Source organism: Citrobacter sp. ANG330 (genome assembly GCF_047467925.1).
GTDB lineage: Bacteria > Pseudomonadota > Gammaproteobacteria > Enterobacterales > Enterobacteriaceae > Citrobacter_A > Citrobacter_A amalonaticus_G.
In genome coordinates this window covers 44579-59755 of the sequence record NZ_JASJUI010000007.1, presented here as the reverse complement: position 1 = coordinate 59755, position 15177 = coordinate 44579, and the positions used below count along the sequence as shown (strand labels likewise).

Sequence of the window (15177 nt, the reverse complement as noted above, 5' to 3'; positions counted from 1 at the left end):
GTTAACGATTTTGTGACATATTCCATTGTCTTTTTTTATCTATGCATAAATCTTTTTTTGCGTTACTTATGGCTGGCGCTAGCATTTTCCGCTGTGCGTTTTAACGTTCGTGGGATTTATCGCTCAGATATGCAGCATTTCGTCAGAAATTTTACCTATTCCGCACGTTTGTTAATCACTAATTGTTGCGAAATATTAAGGTGTTTATTCTGGCATTCAGGGCGTAGCATAAATTTCTCTGCTGAAAATACCCGTCTGAAGTTTTTTTAATCTTTGTTTGCGAATTCTCACCGTTGTTGTAAATCATGGTTGCCTGTATTGACGTTTTCACATTCTGTTGACAGATTGTAGGGCATGAGGGGCATTTCATGGAGAATCCGCGCTGCAACTCAGTCGTTTATGTGAACGGAATCCCCACCTCTTAACGCCGACCCGGCCGGTTAAAAAAGAAAAAAGGCCAGGCGGTGCAAACCCACTGCAAAGGGTAAAACAACAACATCACATTTGGAGCAGAAGAATGAGTATTTCCTTGAAGAAGTCAGGGATGCTGAAGCTTGGTCTGAGCCTTGTGGCTATGACTGTCGCAGCAAGTGTACAAGCTAAAACTCTGGTTTATTGTTCAGAAGGTTCACCTGAAGGGTTCAACCCGCAGCTGTTTACCTCTGGCACAACCTATGACGCCAGCTCAGTACCTATCTATAACCGTCTGGTGGAATTTAAAACCGGGACGACGGAAGTGATTCCGGGCCTCGCTGAGAAGTGGGAAATCAGTGAAGATGGTAAAACCTACACTTTCCACCTGCGTCAGGGCGTGAAGTGGCAGGACAATAAAGAATTTAAACCGACGCGCGATTTGAACGCCGATGACGTGGTGTTCTCTTTCGATCGTCAGAAAAATGCGCAAAACCCGTACCATAAAGTTTCTGGCGGCAGCTATGAATACTTTGAAGGCATGGGCCTGCAGGACCTGATCAGTGAAGTGAAGAAAGTGGACGATAATACCGTTCAATTCGTGCTGACGCGTCCGGAAGCGCCATTCCTTGCCGACCTGGCGATGGACTTCGCCTCTATTCTTTCTAAAGAATATGCTGACAACATGCTGAAAGCCGGTACGCCGGAAAAAGTGGATCTGAACCCAATCGGTACCGGTCCGTTCCAGTTGCAGCAGTATCAGAAAGACTCCCGTATTCTCTACAAAGCGTTCGAAGGTTACTGGGGTACCAAGCCGCAGATCGACCGTCTGGTTTTCTCCATCACGCCTGACGCGTCCGTGCGTTACGCCAAACTGCAGAAGAACGAATGCCAGGTGATGCCGTATCCGAACCCGGCTGATATCGCGCGCATGAAGCAGGACAAAAACATCAACCTGCTGGAGCAGGCGGGTCTGAACGTCGGCTACCTCTCTTTCAATACCGAGAAGAAACCGTTTGATGACGTCAAAGTGCGTCAGGCGCTGACCTACGCGGTAAACAAAGACGCGATTATCAAAGCCGTTTACCAGGGCGCTGGCGTAGCAGCCAAAAACCTGATCCCGCCAACTATGTGGGGCTATAACGACGACGTTAAGGACTACACCTACGATCCTGAGAAAGCGAAAGCCCTGCTGAAAGAAGCCGGCCAGGATAAAGGCTTTACCGTTGAGCTGTGGGCAATGCCAGTACAGCGTCCGTACAACCCGAACGCTCGCCGTATGGCCGAGATGGTTCAGGCTGACTGGGCGAAGATTGGCGTTCAGGCCAAGATTGTGACCTACGAGTGGGGCGAGTATCTGAAACGCGCCAAGGCGGGTGAACACCAGGCCGTTATGATGGGCTGGACCGGCGACAATGGGGATCCGGATAACTTCTTCGCCACCCTGTTCAGCTGCGCGGCGGCAAAAGACGGTTCCAACTACTCTCGCTGGTGCTACAAGCCGTTTGAAGATCTGATTCAACCGGCGCGTGCGACCGACGATCACAACAAGCGTATTGAACTCTACAAACAGGCTCAGGTCGTGATGCACGACCAGGCTCCGGCGCTGATCGTGGCTCACTCCACCGTGTACGAGCCAGTGCGTAAAGAAGTCAAAGGCTATGTGGTTGATCCGTTAGGTAAACACCACTTCGAAAACGTCTCAGTCGAATAATTAAAAGCAACGCCAGGTGAGCGCTACGCACCGTTAAGTCGGTTCGCGTAGCGCCACCCGGCAGTAATGCTTTATCCCCTTCTCATTGAGGAGGGGATAAGATTTGTGAGCAATACAGATTCACGGTTCCAGGCCGTGGGTCATTAGAGAGAATCCGGGTTATGTTGCAGTTCATTCTCCGACGTTTGGGACTTGTTATCCCCACGTTTATCGGTATCACCCTTCTCACCTTTGCTTTTGTCCATATGATCCCCGGCGATCCGGTGATGATCATGGCGGGTGAGCGTGGTATCTCCCCTGAGCGTCATGCTCAACTGTTGGCTGAACTCGGTCTCGATAAGCCGATGTGGCAACAGTACCTCCATTATATCTGGGGGGTGATGCATGGTGATTTAGGCATCTCGCTGAAAAGCCGTTTACCGGTGTGGGACGAGTTCGTGCCTCGCTTTAAAGCGACGCTGGAACTGGGTGTCTGCGCCATGATTTTCGCCACCGCCGTGGGGATTCCCGTGGGTGTGCTGGCAGCCGTTAAGCGCGGTTCCATTTTCGATCATACTGCCGTTGGCCTGGCGCTGACCGGTTATTCCATGCCTATCTTCTGGTGGGGCATGATGCTGATCATGCTGGTCTCCGTGCAGCTCAACCTGACGCCTGTTTCCGGGCGCGTGAGCGATATGGTATTCCTTGATGATTCCAATCCGCTGACCGGTTTTATGCTGATCGACACCGCTATCTGGGGTGAAGAGGGCAACTTTATTGATGCCGTGGCGCATATGATCCTGCCCGCGATGGTGCTTGGTACCATCCCTCTGGCAGTGATTGTGCGTATGACCCGTTCGTCGATGCTGGAAGTGCTGGGCGAAGATTACATCCGTACCGCGCGTGCCAAAGGGTTGACGCGTATGCGCGTCATCATCATTCACGCGTTGCGTAACGCCATGCTGCCGGTAGTGACCGTGATTGGTCTACAGGTGGGAACGCTGCTGGCGGGCGCCATTCTGACCGAAACCATTTTCTCGTGGCCTGGCCTTGGGCGCTGGCTGATTGATGCGCTGCAACGTCGCGATTATCCGGTTGTGCAGGGTGGGGTGTTACTGGTAGCGACGATGATTATTCTCGTCAACCTGCTGGTCGACCTGCTGTACGGCGTGGTGAACCCGCGTATTCGACATAAGAAGTAAGGGGCCATCATGTCACAGGTTACTGAAAATAAAGTTATTGCTGCGCCGGTGCCGATGACGCCGATGCAGGAGTTCTGGCACTATTTTAAACGCAACAAGGGCGCGGTGGTGGGGTTGGTGTACGTCGCTATCATGATCCTGATTGCGGTATTCGCCAACTTCCTGGCACCGTATAACCCGGCGGACCAGTTCCGCGATGTGCTGCTGGCACCGCCGGCCTGGCAGGAAGGCGGCAGTATGGCGCATCTGTTGGGAACTGACGACGTGGGCCGCGATATTCTGTCGCGCCTGATGTATGGCGCGCGTCTGTCGCTGCTGGTGGGCTGCCTGGTCGTGGTGCTGTCGCTGGTGATGGGCGTCGTGCTGGGCCTTGTTGCCGGGTACTTCGGCGGCATCGTTGATAACATCATTATGCGTATCGTCGACATCATGCTGGCGCTGCCGAGCCTGCTGCTCGCACTGGTGCTGGTGGCGGTCTTCGGTCCCTCAATTGGTAACGCCGCGCTGGCGCTGACGTTCGTGGCGCTGCCACACTATGTGCGACTGACGCGCGCCGCCGTGCTGGTGGAAGTTAACCGCGACTACGTAACCGCTTCCCGCGTGGCGGGGGCCGGTGCGATGCGCCAGATGTTCATTAACATCTTCCCGAACTGCCTTGCGCCGCTGATCGTTCAGGCGTCTCTTGGCTTCTCTAACGCCATTCTCGATATGGCCGCGCTTGGCTTCCTGGGCATGGGTGCGCAACCGCCAACACCAGAGTGGGGCACCATGCTCGCTGATGTGTTGCAGTTCGCACAAAGCGCCTGGTGGGTCGTGACCTTCCCGGGTCTGGCGATCCTGCTGACGGTGCTGGCATTTAACCTGATGGGTGACGGTCTGCGTGACGCGCTCGATCCCAAACTGAAGCAGTAAGAGGTTCGAGATGGCGTTATTAAATGTAGATAAATTATCGGTGCATTTCGGCGATATTGGCTCCGAATTCCGCGCCGTAGACCGCATCAGCTACAGTGTGAATCAGGGCGAAGTGGTCGGTATTGTCGGTGAATCAGGTTCAGGAAAATCGGTCAGTTCACTGGCGATTATGGGGCTGATTGATTATCCAGGCCGGGTGATGGCGGAAAATCTGCTGTTCAACGGCCAGGATTTGAAGCGTATCTCTGAGAAAGAGCGCCGTAACCTGGTTGGTGCCGAAGTGGCGATGATTTTCCAGGACCCGATGACCAGCCTGAACCCGTGCTACACCGTCGGTTTCCAGATTATGGAAGCGATTAAGGTGCATCAGGGCGGTAACAAGCAAACCCGACGTCAGCGGGCGATTGATCTGCTGAACCAGGTGGGGATCCCCGATCCGGCCTCGCGTCTGGATGTCTATCCGCACCAGCTTTCCGGTGGGATGAGCCAGCGCGTGATGATTGCGATGGCCATTGCCTGTCGACCAAAGCTGTTGATTGCCGATGAGCCGACGACGGCGCTGGACGTGACTATCCAGGCGCAAATCATCGAGCTGCTGCTGGAACTGCAGCAGAAAGAAAACATGGCGTTGGTGCTCATCACTCATGACCTGGCGCTGGTGGCGGAAGCCGCGCACAAAATCATTGTCATGTACGCCGGTCAGGTGGTGGAAACGGGGGCGGCGCACGATATCTTCCGCGCCCCGCGTCACCCGTATACCCAGGCGTTGCTGCGCGCCCTGCCGGAGTTTGCCCAGGATAAAGCGCGACTGGCCTCGCTGCCGGGCGTGGTGCCGGGAAAATATGACCGCCCGATGGGCTGTCTGCTGAACCCGCGTTGCCCCTATGCGACGGACAAATGCCGCAGTGAAGAACCTGAACTGGCCCTGCTGGATGGCGGTCGTCAGTCGAAATGCCACTACCCACTCGATGATGCCGGGAGGCCCACACTATGAGTACGCATGAGGCCACCTCGCAACAACCGCTGTTGCAGGCGATCGACCTGAAAAAACACTACCCGGTGAAGAAGGGAATATTCTCTCCGGAGCGTCTGGTGAAAGCGCTCGACGGCGTATCTTTTACGCTTGAACGCGGCAAAACACTGGCGGTGGTGGGCGAATCCGGGTGTGGGAAATCCACACTCGGGCGTCTGCTGACGATGATTGAAACGCCGACCGGCGGTGAGTTGTATTACCAGGGGCAGGATCTGCTCAAGCACGATCCGCACGCGCAGAAACTGCGTCGGCAGAAAATCCAGATTGTGTTCCAGAACCCCTATGGTTCGCTGAATCCACGCAAGAAAGTGGGACAGATTCTGGAAGAGCCGCTGCTGATCAACACTTCGCTGAGCAAAGAACAGCGCCGTGAAAAAGCGCTGGCGATGATGGCAAAAGTGGGGCTGAAAACCGAGCACTACGATCGCTATCCGCACATGTTCTCCGGCGGCCAGCGCCAGCGTATTGCCATTGCCCGTGGGCTGATGCTCGATCCGGATGTGGTGATTGCCGATGAACCGGTCTCTGCGCTCGATGTTTCTGTCCGTGCGCAGGTGCTGAATCTGATGATGGATTTGCAGCAGGAACTGGGACTGTCCTACGTATTCATCTCCCACGATCTGTCAGTCGTCGAACACATTGCAGATGAAGTGATGGTGATGTACTTAGGCCGTTGCGTGGAGAAGGGGACGAAGGATCAGATCTTCTATAACCCGCGTCACCCGTATACCCAGGCACTGCTCTCCGCCACGCCGCGTCTGAATCCGGACGAGCGCCGCGAGCGCATCAAGCTGACCGGCGAGTTGCCCAGCCCGCTGAATCCGCCGCCGGGTTGCGCGTTCAATGCCCGTTGCCGTCGTCGCTTCGGCCCCTGCACCCAGTTGCAGCCGCAGTTGAAAGACTACAGTGGTCAACTGGTCGCCTGTTTTGCGGTTGACCAGGATGAGAACCCGCAGAAGCCAGCGATCTGACAAAAGTGCCGGATGACGGCTTCGCCTTATCCGGCCTACAAATCACCGTAGGCCAGGTAAGGCCTTTACTCGATCAGCTTCAATAGCGGCGACAAACAGAGCAAAATGCCGTACAGCAAAATCAGCCAGCTTTTCAGGCCGCGCAGTTTTTCCAACTGGGTGACCTTATAGATCAGGAAGAACGGGATAAGACAGGAGACGATCCCGTATAGCGGACTGCCCAACTGGAAAAACACCAGCACTGAAACCCGAAACGAAACCCAGACAACCAGCGTGGTGACGATAAACGCGCAGATCCCCAGCGTGATCACACGCGAAGGAATGTTCCCGACGTTAACGACGCGACCCAGCACATTCAAAATAATGCCCTTCATCGCTTCATGAAATCCCAGGTAGATCCCAAAAAACGCGGTCAGCACGGCAAAGATATTCAGCACCGTCGAGGTGACGTGGATAATCGGGCCAGGAATGACCTGTGCGGCTAACGCCAGCGCTGAAATGTTTTGCTCAAAGGCGGAGACCGCCTCCTCGTGGGTAATGGAAAAGGTGAACGAGAAGGAGAAAAACAGGATCACCGCAATGAGCGTGATGTAGCTGATACGGTGCGTGCGAATCGCCATGCGGGTTGCGAGGAGTCTGTCCGCTTCACGTTTGCGATAGGCAACATTCATCGGGTTGAGCACCTGAATGAAGACTGCCGAAAAGAAGCAGAACGGAATGGTCAGCAACACGTCGCGGAAGAACACCGAAGCCTCCGGGAAGGCGGTGATATTGCTCAGGTTCCAGTGGGGGATCATCGCCAGTCCAAACACCACGATGATACCGACTTTCACCACCACCATCGGGCCGGAGATTTTAAAAAGCAACTTCTCGCCGCCGGAGGCGATCGCCACCAGGAGCGCAAAAATCGCCACTTTGTAGATCAACGACTGCGAAAGGTCGGCGTCCGTCAGACCGAAGGTACGGATATACGATGCGCTGTCGAACACCACGGAAAGCGAGTAGATAAATATGCCGTGGATAATCATCAGAAAGTAGATCACCCCGAGGAAGACGCCCCAATTTTTCCCCAGGTAATGGCTGATAACATCGGTATAGTCGTTGCAGGTTTCGCTCTCGGAGAGCGTTTTCAGGTAGATATCCTGCACGATCCAGGTGGCGGGATAGGCAATCAGAGAGGCGGTAATAAAGACCCAGATGCCTTTTAACCCAATCTGTACCGGCATTAATACCGTGCCTGCGCCAATCGCCATGCCAATACATAGCAGAACCCAGCCAAAATCGTAGCGGGTAAACGGTAAACTCTGCGACGCCGGTTTGCCGGATACGCGGTGATTGGAAAGTGGTGATGTGTCGTGCTGCATGGAGTCCCCTGCCAAATAATGCCGTCACGGCTTGATGACCGCGAGGGGACGCAATTCTACAGAAGAGTGTGGGTCTCTGCCAGTTGGCTGATTGCGAGGCGTCGCGCAAAGCGAAAGCGTGTTGGATGTCGGGCCGGGCGGGTTATCGTAGAATCGGCGGCAAGCCGGGGTTTCCCGGTGAGGCGCAACGTTGCGGGGGCTTGGGCCCTGGCGGCGTGAGTTGCTGGAAAGAGAAAACCCCCGCACGTTGTCTGGTATAAACCTGGCAACTAAACGGGGGCTTACCTTGAACCTCAACAACCTTCGTTATTGCGGATATGGTACCCAGTCGCCGCCGTTCAGGCGGACGTACGGTTTGTCCTGGTACTGGATAACCACCGCGTTGGCGTTTTCCGAAACCGCCGCCGTTTGTGGCAGGTTGCTGGTGAGTTTTGCCCAGTCCACGTTGTCTTCGGAGAAGATCTTACCGTCAAGCACGCGTACCACCAGGTCAGAAATCGCCAGGTAGCTGCTTGGCTGATTAATGACGATCGGCGCGCCCTGATGCGGCGCTTTCATGCCGAAGAATTTCACACCAGCCGGGACGTTGGTGATCGATGGACTCGGGATATCACGCAGACCAGAGACCTGCATTCTGTCGCCTTTCAGCGCGCCGCCGTGTTCCGGTACAACCACTACCATCACCTTACGACCCGATTTTTCCAGCTCGGTGAAGAACGCATCCAGCTCATCAAAGAATTTCTGTGCGCGTGCTTTGTAATCCGCCGTTTTGCTGACGCCAGGATAGTGGTTACCATCATGGAGCGGCAGGGTGTTATAGAAGGTGGCGCTACGGGAATCCTTATCTTTTTCCGTGGTTTCCATCCAGCGCTGTAGCACGGCGGTGTCGTCATACACCGGGGAACCATCAAAGCCCAACAGCGGCGCAGGTAAGCCCTTCTGATCCATTAACTCAGCCTGCATTCCACCGTTTTCACGAACTTCTTTCAGGAAACCGCCAAATTCACCGTTATGCCCCATCATCAGGTGCTGCGTGAAACCCAGTTTTGACAGGTTATCAAACAGATAGCATTCGTTGCCTGCCGGTTGATACAGGTTCGTGTGCGAGGGTTGTCCGCAACTGGCACGTAGCAGACGAATAGCGGCCGGCCCGCTATACGATGTGGCAGAATTGAAGTGCTTAAACTGGATATCAAAGTGCGACCACAGCGGGTGCGACATCAGCCCTGCGGCTTCAATATCGGACCAGGAGAGCGAGCAGATATTGATGACCAAGAGTTCAAACGGCTGCGCATCGGCAGGAAGCGCTGACGGGAATGGCGTTTTGCGCTTGGCTTCCGCATTGTAGAACGTATTCAACCATGCGTTGAGATTCGCTGACGTCGGTGGTGAGGTCTGCGCCGGGATATCACCGACGACCGGCGCCCCTCCGGCGGTCGCGACCGTTTCTGCCGCCGTGCCGCCCGTGGTGGTCACCGTGGTAGTCGGCTGACCAGCGGGCCACAGCGAGAAACTGGGGCCCGCCAGCGTCAGGACGTTTAGCCACACCATAATGGCCACCACGAAAACGGTAACCCGAATCCATTGTGATAAAAACAGCCATGCGACCAGCAGGACAAATACCGCGCCAATCATCTGCCAGTTGATAAAGCGGGTAGCCAGATCCAGTAAATAGTCCGTGCTAAAGCCGGCCACCTGCGAGCCCTGGCTCATAATGCTTTCCGGGCCTGGCAGCCAGGTATCGTGCCAGAACAGACCAAAACCGATCGGAATGGCAACCCAGTGACGAATACGATGCAGGCTGTAACGCGGAATCGGCATCAGCAGGAAGGCCATAAACACCAGGTTCAGCAGCGGGTGAAAATTCAGATAGCCCGCCCAGAGCAGGCCAAACTTGACCAGAAAATAGAAGTTCCAGCCTGAAAGGCCTCGCCAGTATTGCCAGAGTGGTGAAGGCAGTGATGCGTTTTGCGTATGTTGAGTCATTTTTTCGTTGCCCTGGAAATCACCGTGCGGCGCAATGTTCCGGCCGGTTTAACATAACGAGGTTTTGCAAATAACAGCCGGGTCGTATTGCTGATCCGGCGGAGTGAATGGCGCGCCAGATAGCCCAGCGGGAAGAAAATCAGCGCGCAAACAATAATGATCTGCAGGATATCGCTGATAGTCATCATGATGAACGCTCCGTTTCATTGTCCAGTAAGCGTAGCGGGTGCGGAATGCGGCGCCACGTCTTGCCGTCATGCTCAGCATTAATGACCGGTTTCACGTTCTGAGTCAGCGGCAGCGGTTGTCCCCACTGTTCTGGCGCCAGTAAGCGCATCTGTACCAGTTCAGCGCTGATGAGATTATCTTCAAACCAGACCATACGGTTAGAAAAGAGATCGCCGGTCGGGAGTGGGAAGATATGATTGAGCGCGGTATCGAGATCGTTCACGCGGCAAAACGACAAGAACAGCACCAGGCGGTTGCCGCCAATGGTGACGATATCGCCGGTACGGTGCGGGCGGCACATCGTTAAGGCTTGCTCAACGCGGATACCCGGAACGGGCCGCAGCGCCACCATCACCCCTTTCCCGTCGGCAGGCAGCAGGGTGTTGCTCATCATGTTATTGACCGCTTCACAGAACACGTCCCATTTCTGGAAACCGCGCAGTTTCATCGGTTGCGTCATCGACAGCAGCGTTGTGATATCTTCCGGCACGTAGCGGCTAAACTGTTGGCCCTGGACGCTTTCGATCAGCGTCAGACAGCGTGAGAGCGGGGCATTCCACGGAATCACCATATTGGCGCCGCAGCCTAGCAGCAGGCGTTCGTCGGTGGCGCGCAGGCTGGCGATATTTTCTCGCACGAGGATTTTCAGCGCGCTTCCGCGCTGGCGACGCAGGGTATGAATGCTTCGCGCCATCGGTTCGATCTGGCTGTTTTGCTGAAGGGAAAAGATTAAGGTTGCGGCCTGAGCCGTACGCGCCTCATTGAATAAAGCTTCATTATTATCGAATAATTTCCAGTGTTCGGAGTGTGGCGGCGCACCTTCTAACACGGCTACATTGCTCAGGATCTGCTTTTCATCGCTACGGGGCTGGATTTCAGCTTCTTCCTTCTGCGCCAGCTCCCAGTGCCCATCATGATGGCGGACGGTAAGCTGCTGGCGAGCACTGACTCCTTTTTCGTTGCACCAGAAAGCAATATCAAACAAATGCTGATCGCCCTGATAGCGCATGCTGGCGAGCCCATAAAGCGAACGGTATTCCCCCATAAGAAGAGAAAATTGTTTATCGTTATTATTGCCGGGGTTAAGCACGACTACAGAACAGTGATGAAGACGCGTCCATTTATTCATTTTATCCAGCCACTGACGCAAACGTTCAGCCGGTATATTTTGCCAGCCGTTATTTGCGCAAATAAGAATGAATAAGTAATGCGTGGGATCCAGAGAGCAGAGCAAGTCGCGGGTCATAAAGTATAGACCCTTCTCCGAATTTGGCATGGAAAATAACTGAATTTTTTCCGGGCCGTGAGATTCATCTAATTTGAATATTTTCCCAGGATCGCTGCCCATAGAAATGCCCGCAACTTTTGCAGTCCCGGTCTGAAAGGCAATCGTTTGATTCGCCAGGCTGATAGCGTCTTCAACTCGATCGGTATTAACCCACCAGACTCCACCGGCAGGCATATGGCGTAGTTCATCCCATAATGATGAGATGCCAATTGAAAATACAGGGTCCACAGCGTTCCTCGGTTCGCTATTTTATCTGTTTATCAGTTTACTAGCGAAAGGCCAGAAATAAACCTAACATTGAAATTAAAACGTATCAGATTTAGCATGTGAATCGATTTGGCGAGCGAGAAACCTTGTAACATCGGTCTTTACGATTCCATGATGCGTATTTTTACGATACTACAACTCAGAAAATGAGCAACATTTGGCCTTGCCGAAATTCGGTGAGAACGAAGCGGGATGTGAAAAGAAAAAAATGTTTGAAGCATAGCGAGTCTATTCAAAGGGATAAAACGAAATGTCTGACAACGAACCCGGCACGCAAACTGATTCAACATTGGGCTATACCTTTCAAAATGACTTCCTGGCATTAAGTCAGGCTTTTTCATTGCCAGAATTTGATTACACCGATATTTCCCAGCGTGAACAGCTTGCCGCCGCGATTAAACGCTGGCCGCTGTTGGCTGAATTTGCGCAACAACAATAAGGAAGCCGTGGATGGCCATTCTGGGACTTCAGGGCATACGGGGCGGAGTGGGCACGACGTCGATCGCCGCTGCACTGGCCTGGTCATTGCAATTATTAGGGGAAAACGTACTGGTTGTGGATACCAGCCCCGATAATTTGTTGCGCCTGTCATTCAATGTCGATTTCGCTCATCGTGATGGTTGGGCCAGAGCGATGCTGGATGGTCGTGAATGGCAGGAGGGCGGCATGCGCTATACCTCGCAGCTTGATTTGCTGCCGTTTGGTCAACTGACGGCGCAGGAGCGTGAATACCCCGATCGCTGGCTGGAACGACTGGGCGGCATCGTGGCGGGTATTCGTGCGCTGAAAGAGAGTGGACGATACTCATGGATTTTACTGGATCTGCCTCCCGGATCTGCGCCCTTGACCCGGCAACTGGTCAATGAGTGCGACCACACGCTGGCGATTGTCAAAGCCGACACCAACTGCCATGTCCGTTTGCATCAGCAGTCGTTGCCGGCGGGCGCGCATATTTTAATTAACGATTTACGTGTTGGCAGTCAGTTGCAGGACGATCTCTATCAGGTCTGGCTTCAAAGCCAACGTCGTTTGCTGCCGATGGTGATTCATCGCGATGAAGCGATGGCGGAGTGTATGGCTGCCAAACAGCCGCTGGGTGAATACCGTAGCGATTCGCTGGCCGCGGAAGAAGTACTGACGCTGGCAAACTGGTGTTTATTACATTACTCAGGCCTTAAATCCCCAGTCGGGAGCGCATCATGAGTGTCCTGTCCCGGTGGTTGCTTATCCCGCCGGTCAGCGCTCGCTTAGGCGAACGCTATCAGGGTTATCGTCGTCATGGCGCGTCGCCTTTCAGCGCGGCGCTGGGCTGTCTGTGGGTTATTCTCGCGTGGGTCTTTATCCCGCTGGAGCACCCGCGCTGGCAGCGTATCCGTGCAGAGCGTAAAGCGCTCTATCCCCATATCAACGCCGCGCGCCCGCGCCCTTTGGATCCGGCGCGTTACGCTATTCAGACCTTATGGCTGATGGCGACCTCACCATATCAGGAGACGACGCAGCCACGCTGGCAGACCTTCTCCCGTCTGCAAGGCGTCAGAGGGCGTTATCACCAGTGGATGGATGCGCTACCGGGACGCGTGACGCAAAACACCACGCACCTGGATAAACAAAAAGAGCTTGGTCATCTGAGTCCCGGCGCGCGTCGCTTTATCATCGGGATTATTGTCACCTTTTCGTTGATTCTGGCGCTGATATGCGTGACCCAGCCGTTTAACCCGCTGGCGCAGTTTATCTTCCTGATGCTGCTGTGGGGCGTTGCGCTGATCGTGCGCCGCATGCCGGGTCGCTTCTCCGCGCTGATGCTGATTGTGTTGTCGTTAACGGTATCGTGTCGCTATATCTGGTGGCGCTATACCTCCACGCTGAACTGGGACGATCCGGTCAGTCTGGTCTGCGGGCTGATCCTGCTGTTTGCCGAAACCTATGCGTGGATTGTACTGGTGTTGGGCTACTTCCAGGTTGTCTGGCCGCTGAACCGTCAGCCGGTACCGCTGCCGAAAGATATGTCGCAGTGGCCGTCGGTCGATATCTTTGTGCCGACTTACAACGAAGATCTGCACGTGGTGAAAAACACCATTTACGCGTCGCTGGGTATCGACTGGCCGAAAGATAAGCTCAATATCTGGATCCTTGACGATGGCGGGCGTGAAGAGTTCCGCCAGTTCGCCCAGACCGTGGGGGTGAAATATATCGCCCGCACCACCCATGAGCACGCCAAAGCCGGGAACATTAACAACGCGCTGAAATACGCCAAAGGCGAGTTCGTCTCGATCTTTGACTGCGACCACGTGCCGACGCGTTCATTCCTGCAAATGACGATGGGCTGGTTCCTGAAAGACAAAAAACTGGCGATGATGCAGACGCCGCACCACTTCTTCTCGCCGGACCCGTTTGAACGCAACCTCGGACGTTTTCGTAAGACGCCAAACGAAGGCACGCTGTTTTACGGTCTGGTGCAGGACGGTAATGACATGTGGGATGCCACCTTCTTCTGCGGTTCCTGTGCGGTGATTCGCCGTAAACCGCTGGATGAAATTGGTGGTATTGCCGTTGAGACGGTGACTGAGGATGCGCATACCTCGCTGCGTTTGCACCGTCGCGGTTATACCTCTGCGTATATGCGCATTCCGCAGGCGGCTGGACTGGCAACCGAAAGTTTGTCTGCTCATATCGGTCAGCGTATTCGTTGGGCGCGCGGGATGGTACAGATTTTCCGGCTCGATAACCCGTTGACCGGCAAGGGGCTTAAGTTCGCCCAGCGATTATGTTACGTCAACGCCATGTTCCACTTCCTGTCGGGCGTTCCGCGACTGATTTTCCTGACCGCACCGCTGGCATTCCTGCTGCTGCATGCTTATATCATCTATGCGCCAGCGCTAATGATCGCGCTGTTCGTACTGCCGCATATGGTTCACGCCAGCCTGACCAACTCGAAGATTCAGGGTAAGTACCGCCACTCCTTCTGGAGTGAAATCTACGAAACGGTGCTGGCCTGGTATATCGCGCCGCCGACGCTGGTGGCGCTGATCAACCCGCACAAAGGGAAGTTTAACGTTACTGCGAAAGGCGGGTTGGTGGAGGAAGAGTACGTCGACTGGGTAATTTCCCGTCCGTACATCTATCTGGTGTTGATTAATTTGTTCGGCGTGGCGGTCGGCGTCTGGCGCTACTTCTACGGGCCGGAAAATGAAATGCTGACCGTGATCGTCAGCCTGGTGTGGGTGTTCTACAACCTGATCATCCTCGGCGGCGCGGTGGCGGTGTCGGTGGAAAGTAAACAGGTTCGCCGCTCACACCGCGTTGAAATTTCTATGCCGGCGGCGATTGCCCGTGAGGACGGACACCTGTTCTCGTGCACCGTCCATGATTTCTCCGACGGCGGACTGGGGATCAAGATCAATGGTCAGGCCCAGGTGCTGGAAGGGCAGAAAGTGAATTTACTGCTCAAACGCGGCCAGCAGGAATATGTCTTCCCGACACAAGTGGCCCGCGTTTGGGGTGAACAGGTGGGGCTGCAACTGATGCCACTGACCACCAAACAGCATATCGATTTTGTGCAGTGTACGTTTGCCCGTGCCGATACATGGGCGCTCTGGCAGGACAGCTATCCGGAAGATAAGCCCCTGGAAAGCCTGTTGGATATTCTGAAGCTGGGTTTCCGTGGCTATCGCCATCTTGCGGAGTTCTCCCCGTCTTCCGTCAAAATAGTTTTCCGGTCTCTGACTTCTCTGGTTTCCTGGATTGTGTCGTTCATTCCACGCCGTCCGGAGCAGGACGAGGTGGCGGTGCAACAGCCGGATCAGGTTATGGCTCAACAATGAT

Annotated in this window: 12 protein-coding genes; 8 read left to right on the top strand and 4 right to left on the bottom strand. The window is 54.5% G+C overall.

Going from position 1 to position 15177, the window contains the following annotated elements; all coding sequences use genetic code 11:
• Nucleotides 1–517: 517 nt before the first annotated feature.
• The 5 genes from dppA (at nucleotide 518) to dppF (ending at nucleotide 6222) form a co-directional block, all read left to right on the top strand.
• Entirely contained in the window at nucleotides 518–2125 is a 1608-nt protein-coding gene (gene dppA, locus QNN88_RS15920; RefSeq protein WP_414241071.1) for a dipeptide ABC transporter periplasmic-binding protein DppA, read from the top strand.
• A gap of 161 nt (nucleotides 2126–2286) precedes the next feature.
• The gene (dppB, locus tag QNN88_RS15915) at nucleotides 2287–3306 is read left to right on the top strand and encodes a dipeptide ABC transporter permease DppB (protein WP_042323173.1); all 1020 of its coding nucleotides are present in this window, start codon (nucleotides 2287–2289) and stop codon (nucleotides 3304–3306) included.
• Nucleotides 3307–3315: 9 nt separating this feature from the next.
• A complete protein-coding gene (gene dppC, locus QNN88_RS15910; protein WP_414241070.1) occupies nucleotides 3316–4218 on the top strand; it encodes a dipeptide ABC transporter permease DppC in 903 nt (300 codons plus the stop codon).
• A gap of 10 nt (nucleotides 4219–4228) precedes the next feature.
• Nucleotides 4229–5212, top strand: coding sequence for a dipeptide ABC transporter ATP-binding protein (gene dppD / locus QNN88_RS15905; RefSeq protein WP_414241069.1), 984 nt, complete (start codon nucleotides 4229–4231; stop codon nucleotides 5210–5212).
• Nucleotides 5209–6222: a dipeptide ABC transporter ATP-binding subunit DppF gene (dppF, locus tag QNN88_RS15900; protein ID WP_414241068.1), complete on the top strand. Its 1014-nt coding sequence runs from the start codon at nucleotides 5209–5211 to the stop codon at nucleotides 6220–6222. The genes dppD and dppF overlap by 4 nt, the downstream gene beginning before the upstream one ends.
• Nucleotides 6223–6287: 65 nt before the next feature.
• Here the strand turns inward: dppF and QNN88_RS15895 are convergent, their stop codons facing one another.
• From QNN88_RS15895 to bcsE, 4 genes are all read right to left on the bottom strand, one after another.
• A complete protein-coding gene (locus QNN88_RS15895) occupies nucleotides 6288–7586 on the bottom strand; it encodes a transporter (RefSeq protein ID WP_414241067.1) in 1299 nt (432 codons plus the stop codon).
• Between the two features lie 306 nt (nucleotides 7587–7892).
• Nucleotides 7893–9572 carry a cellulose biosynthesis protein BcsG gene (gene bcsG, locus QNN88_RS15890; RefSeq protein WP_414241066.1) on the bottom strand — a complete coding sequence of 560 codons (1680 nt, stop codon included), beginning with the start codon at nucleotides 9570–9572 and terminating at the stop codon, nucleotides 7893–7895.
• Nucleotides 9569–9760 (bottom strand): cellulose biosynthesis protein BcsF, encoded by a 192-nt coding sequence (bcsF, locus tag QNN88_RS15885; RefSeq protein WP_414241065.1) that lies wholly within the window; start codon nucleotides 9758–9760, stop codon nucleotides 9569–9571. The genes bcsG and bcsF overlap by 4 nt, the downstream gene beginning before the upstream one ends.
• Complete coding sequence (bcsE, locus tag QNN88_RS15880) at nucleotides 9757–11316, bottom strand: cellulose biosynthesis c-di-GMP-binding protein BcsE (protein WP_414241064.1); 1560 nt, start codon at nucleotides 11314–11316, stop codon at nucleotides 9757–9759. Before bcsE ends, bcsF begins: the two co-directional genes overlap by 4 nt.
• Before the next feature lie 289 nt (nucleotides 11317–11605).
• Here bcsE and bcsR point away from each other — a divergent pair, with 289 nt between their 5' ends.
• Genes bcsR through bcsA form a run of 3 tightly spaced genes read left to right on the top strand, consistent with a single transcriptional unit; the run spans nucleotide 11606 to nucleotide 15176 of the window.
• Nucleotides 11606–11794: a cellulose biosynthesis protein BcsR gene (bcsR, locus tag QNN88_RS15875; protein ID WP_042323607.1), complete on the top strand. Its 189-nt coding sequence runs from the start codon at nucleotides 11606–11608 to the stop codon at nucleotides 11792–11794.
• Nucleotides 11795–11805: 11 nt separating this feature from the next.
• A complete protein-coding gene (gene bcsQ, locus QNN88_RS15870) occupies nucleotides 11806–12558 on the top strand; it encodes a cellulose biosynthesis protein BcsQ (RefSeq protein ID WP_414241063.1) in 753 nt (250 codons plus the stop codon).
• On the top strand, nucleotides 12555–15176 hold the full coding sequence (bcsA, locus tag QNN88_RS15865) for a UDP-forming cellulose synthase catalytic subunit (RefSeq protein ID WP_414241062.1): 2622 nt from the start codon (nucleotides 12555–12557) through the stop codon (nucleotides 15174–15176). Before bcsQ ends, bcsA begins: the two co-directional genes overlap by 4 nt.
• Nucleotide 15177 lies beyond the last annotated feature (1 nt).

Bases quoted from the DNA above. Each gene is read 5' to 3' on its own strand.
- QNN88_RS15895 (WP_414241067.1), bottom strand. From the start codon at position 7,586: ATGCAGCACGACACATCACCACTTTCCAATCACCGCGTATCCGGCAAA.
- dppA (WP_414241071.1), top strand. From the start codon at position 518: ATGAGTATTTCCTTGAAGAAGTCAGGGATGCTGAAGCTTGGTCTGAGC.
- bcsA (WP_414241062.1), top strand. From the start codon at position 12,555: ATGAGTGTCCTGTCCCGGTGGTTGCTTATCCCGCCGGTCAGCGCTCGC.
- dppF (WP_414241068.1), top strand. From the start codon at position 5,209: ATGAGTACGCATGAGGCCACCTCGCAACAACCGCTGTTGCAGGCGATC.
- dppB (WP_042323173.1), top strand. From the start codon at position 2,287: ATGTTGCAGTTCATTCTCCGACGTTTGGGACTTGTTATCCCCACGTTT.
- dppD (WP_414241069.1), top strand. From the start codon at position 4,229: ATGGCGTTATTAAATGTAGATAAATTATCGGTGCATTTCGGCGATATT.
- bcsG (WP_414241066.1), bottom strand. From the start codon at position 9,572: ATGACTCAACATACGCAAAACGCATCACTGCCTTCACCACTCTGGCAA.
- dppC (WP_414241070.1), top strand. From the start codon at position 3,316: ATGTCACAGGTTACTGAAAATAAAGTTATTGCTGCGCCGGTGCCGATG.
- bcsQ (WP_414241063.1), top strand. From the start codon at position 11,806: ATGGCCATTCTGGGACTTCAGGGCATACGGGGCGGAGTGGGCACGACG.
- bcsF (WP_414241065.1), bottom strand. From the start codon at position 9,760: ATGATGACTATCAGCGATATCCTGCAGATCATTATTGTTTGCGCGCTG.
- bcsR (WP_042323607.1), top strand. From the start codon at position 11,606: ATGTCTGACAACGAACCCGGCACGCAAACTGATTCAACATTGGGCTAT.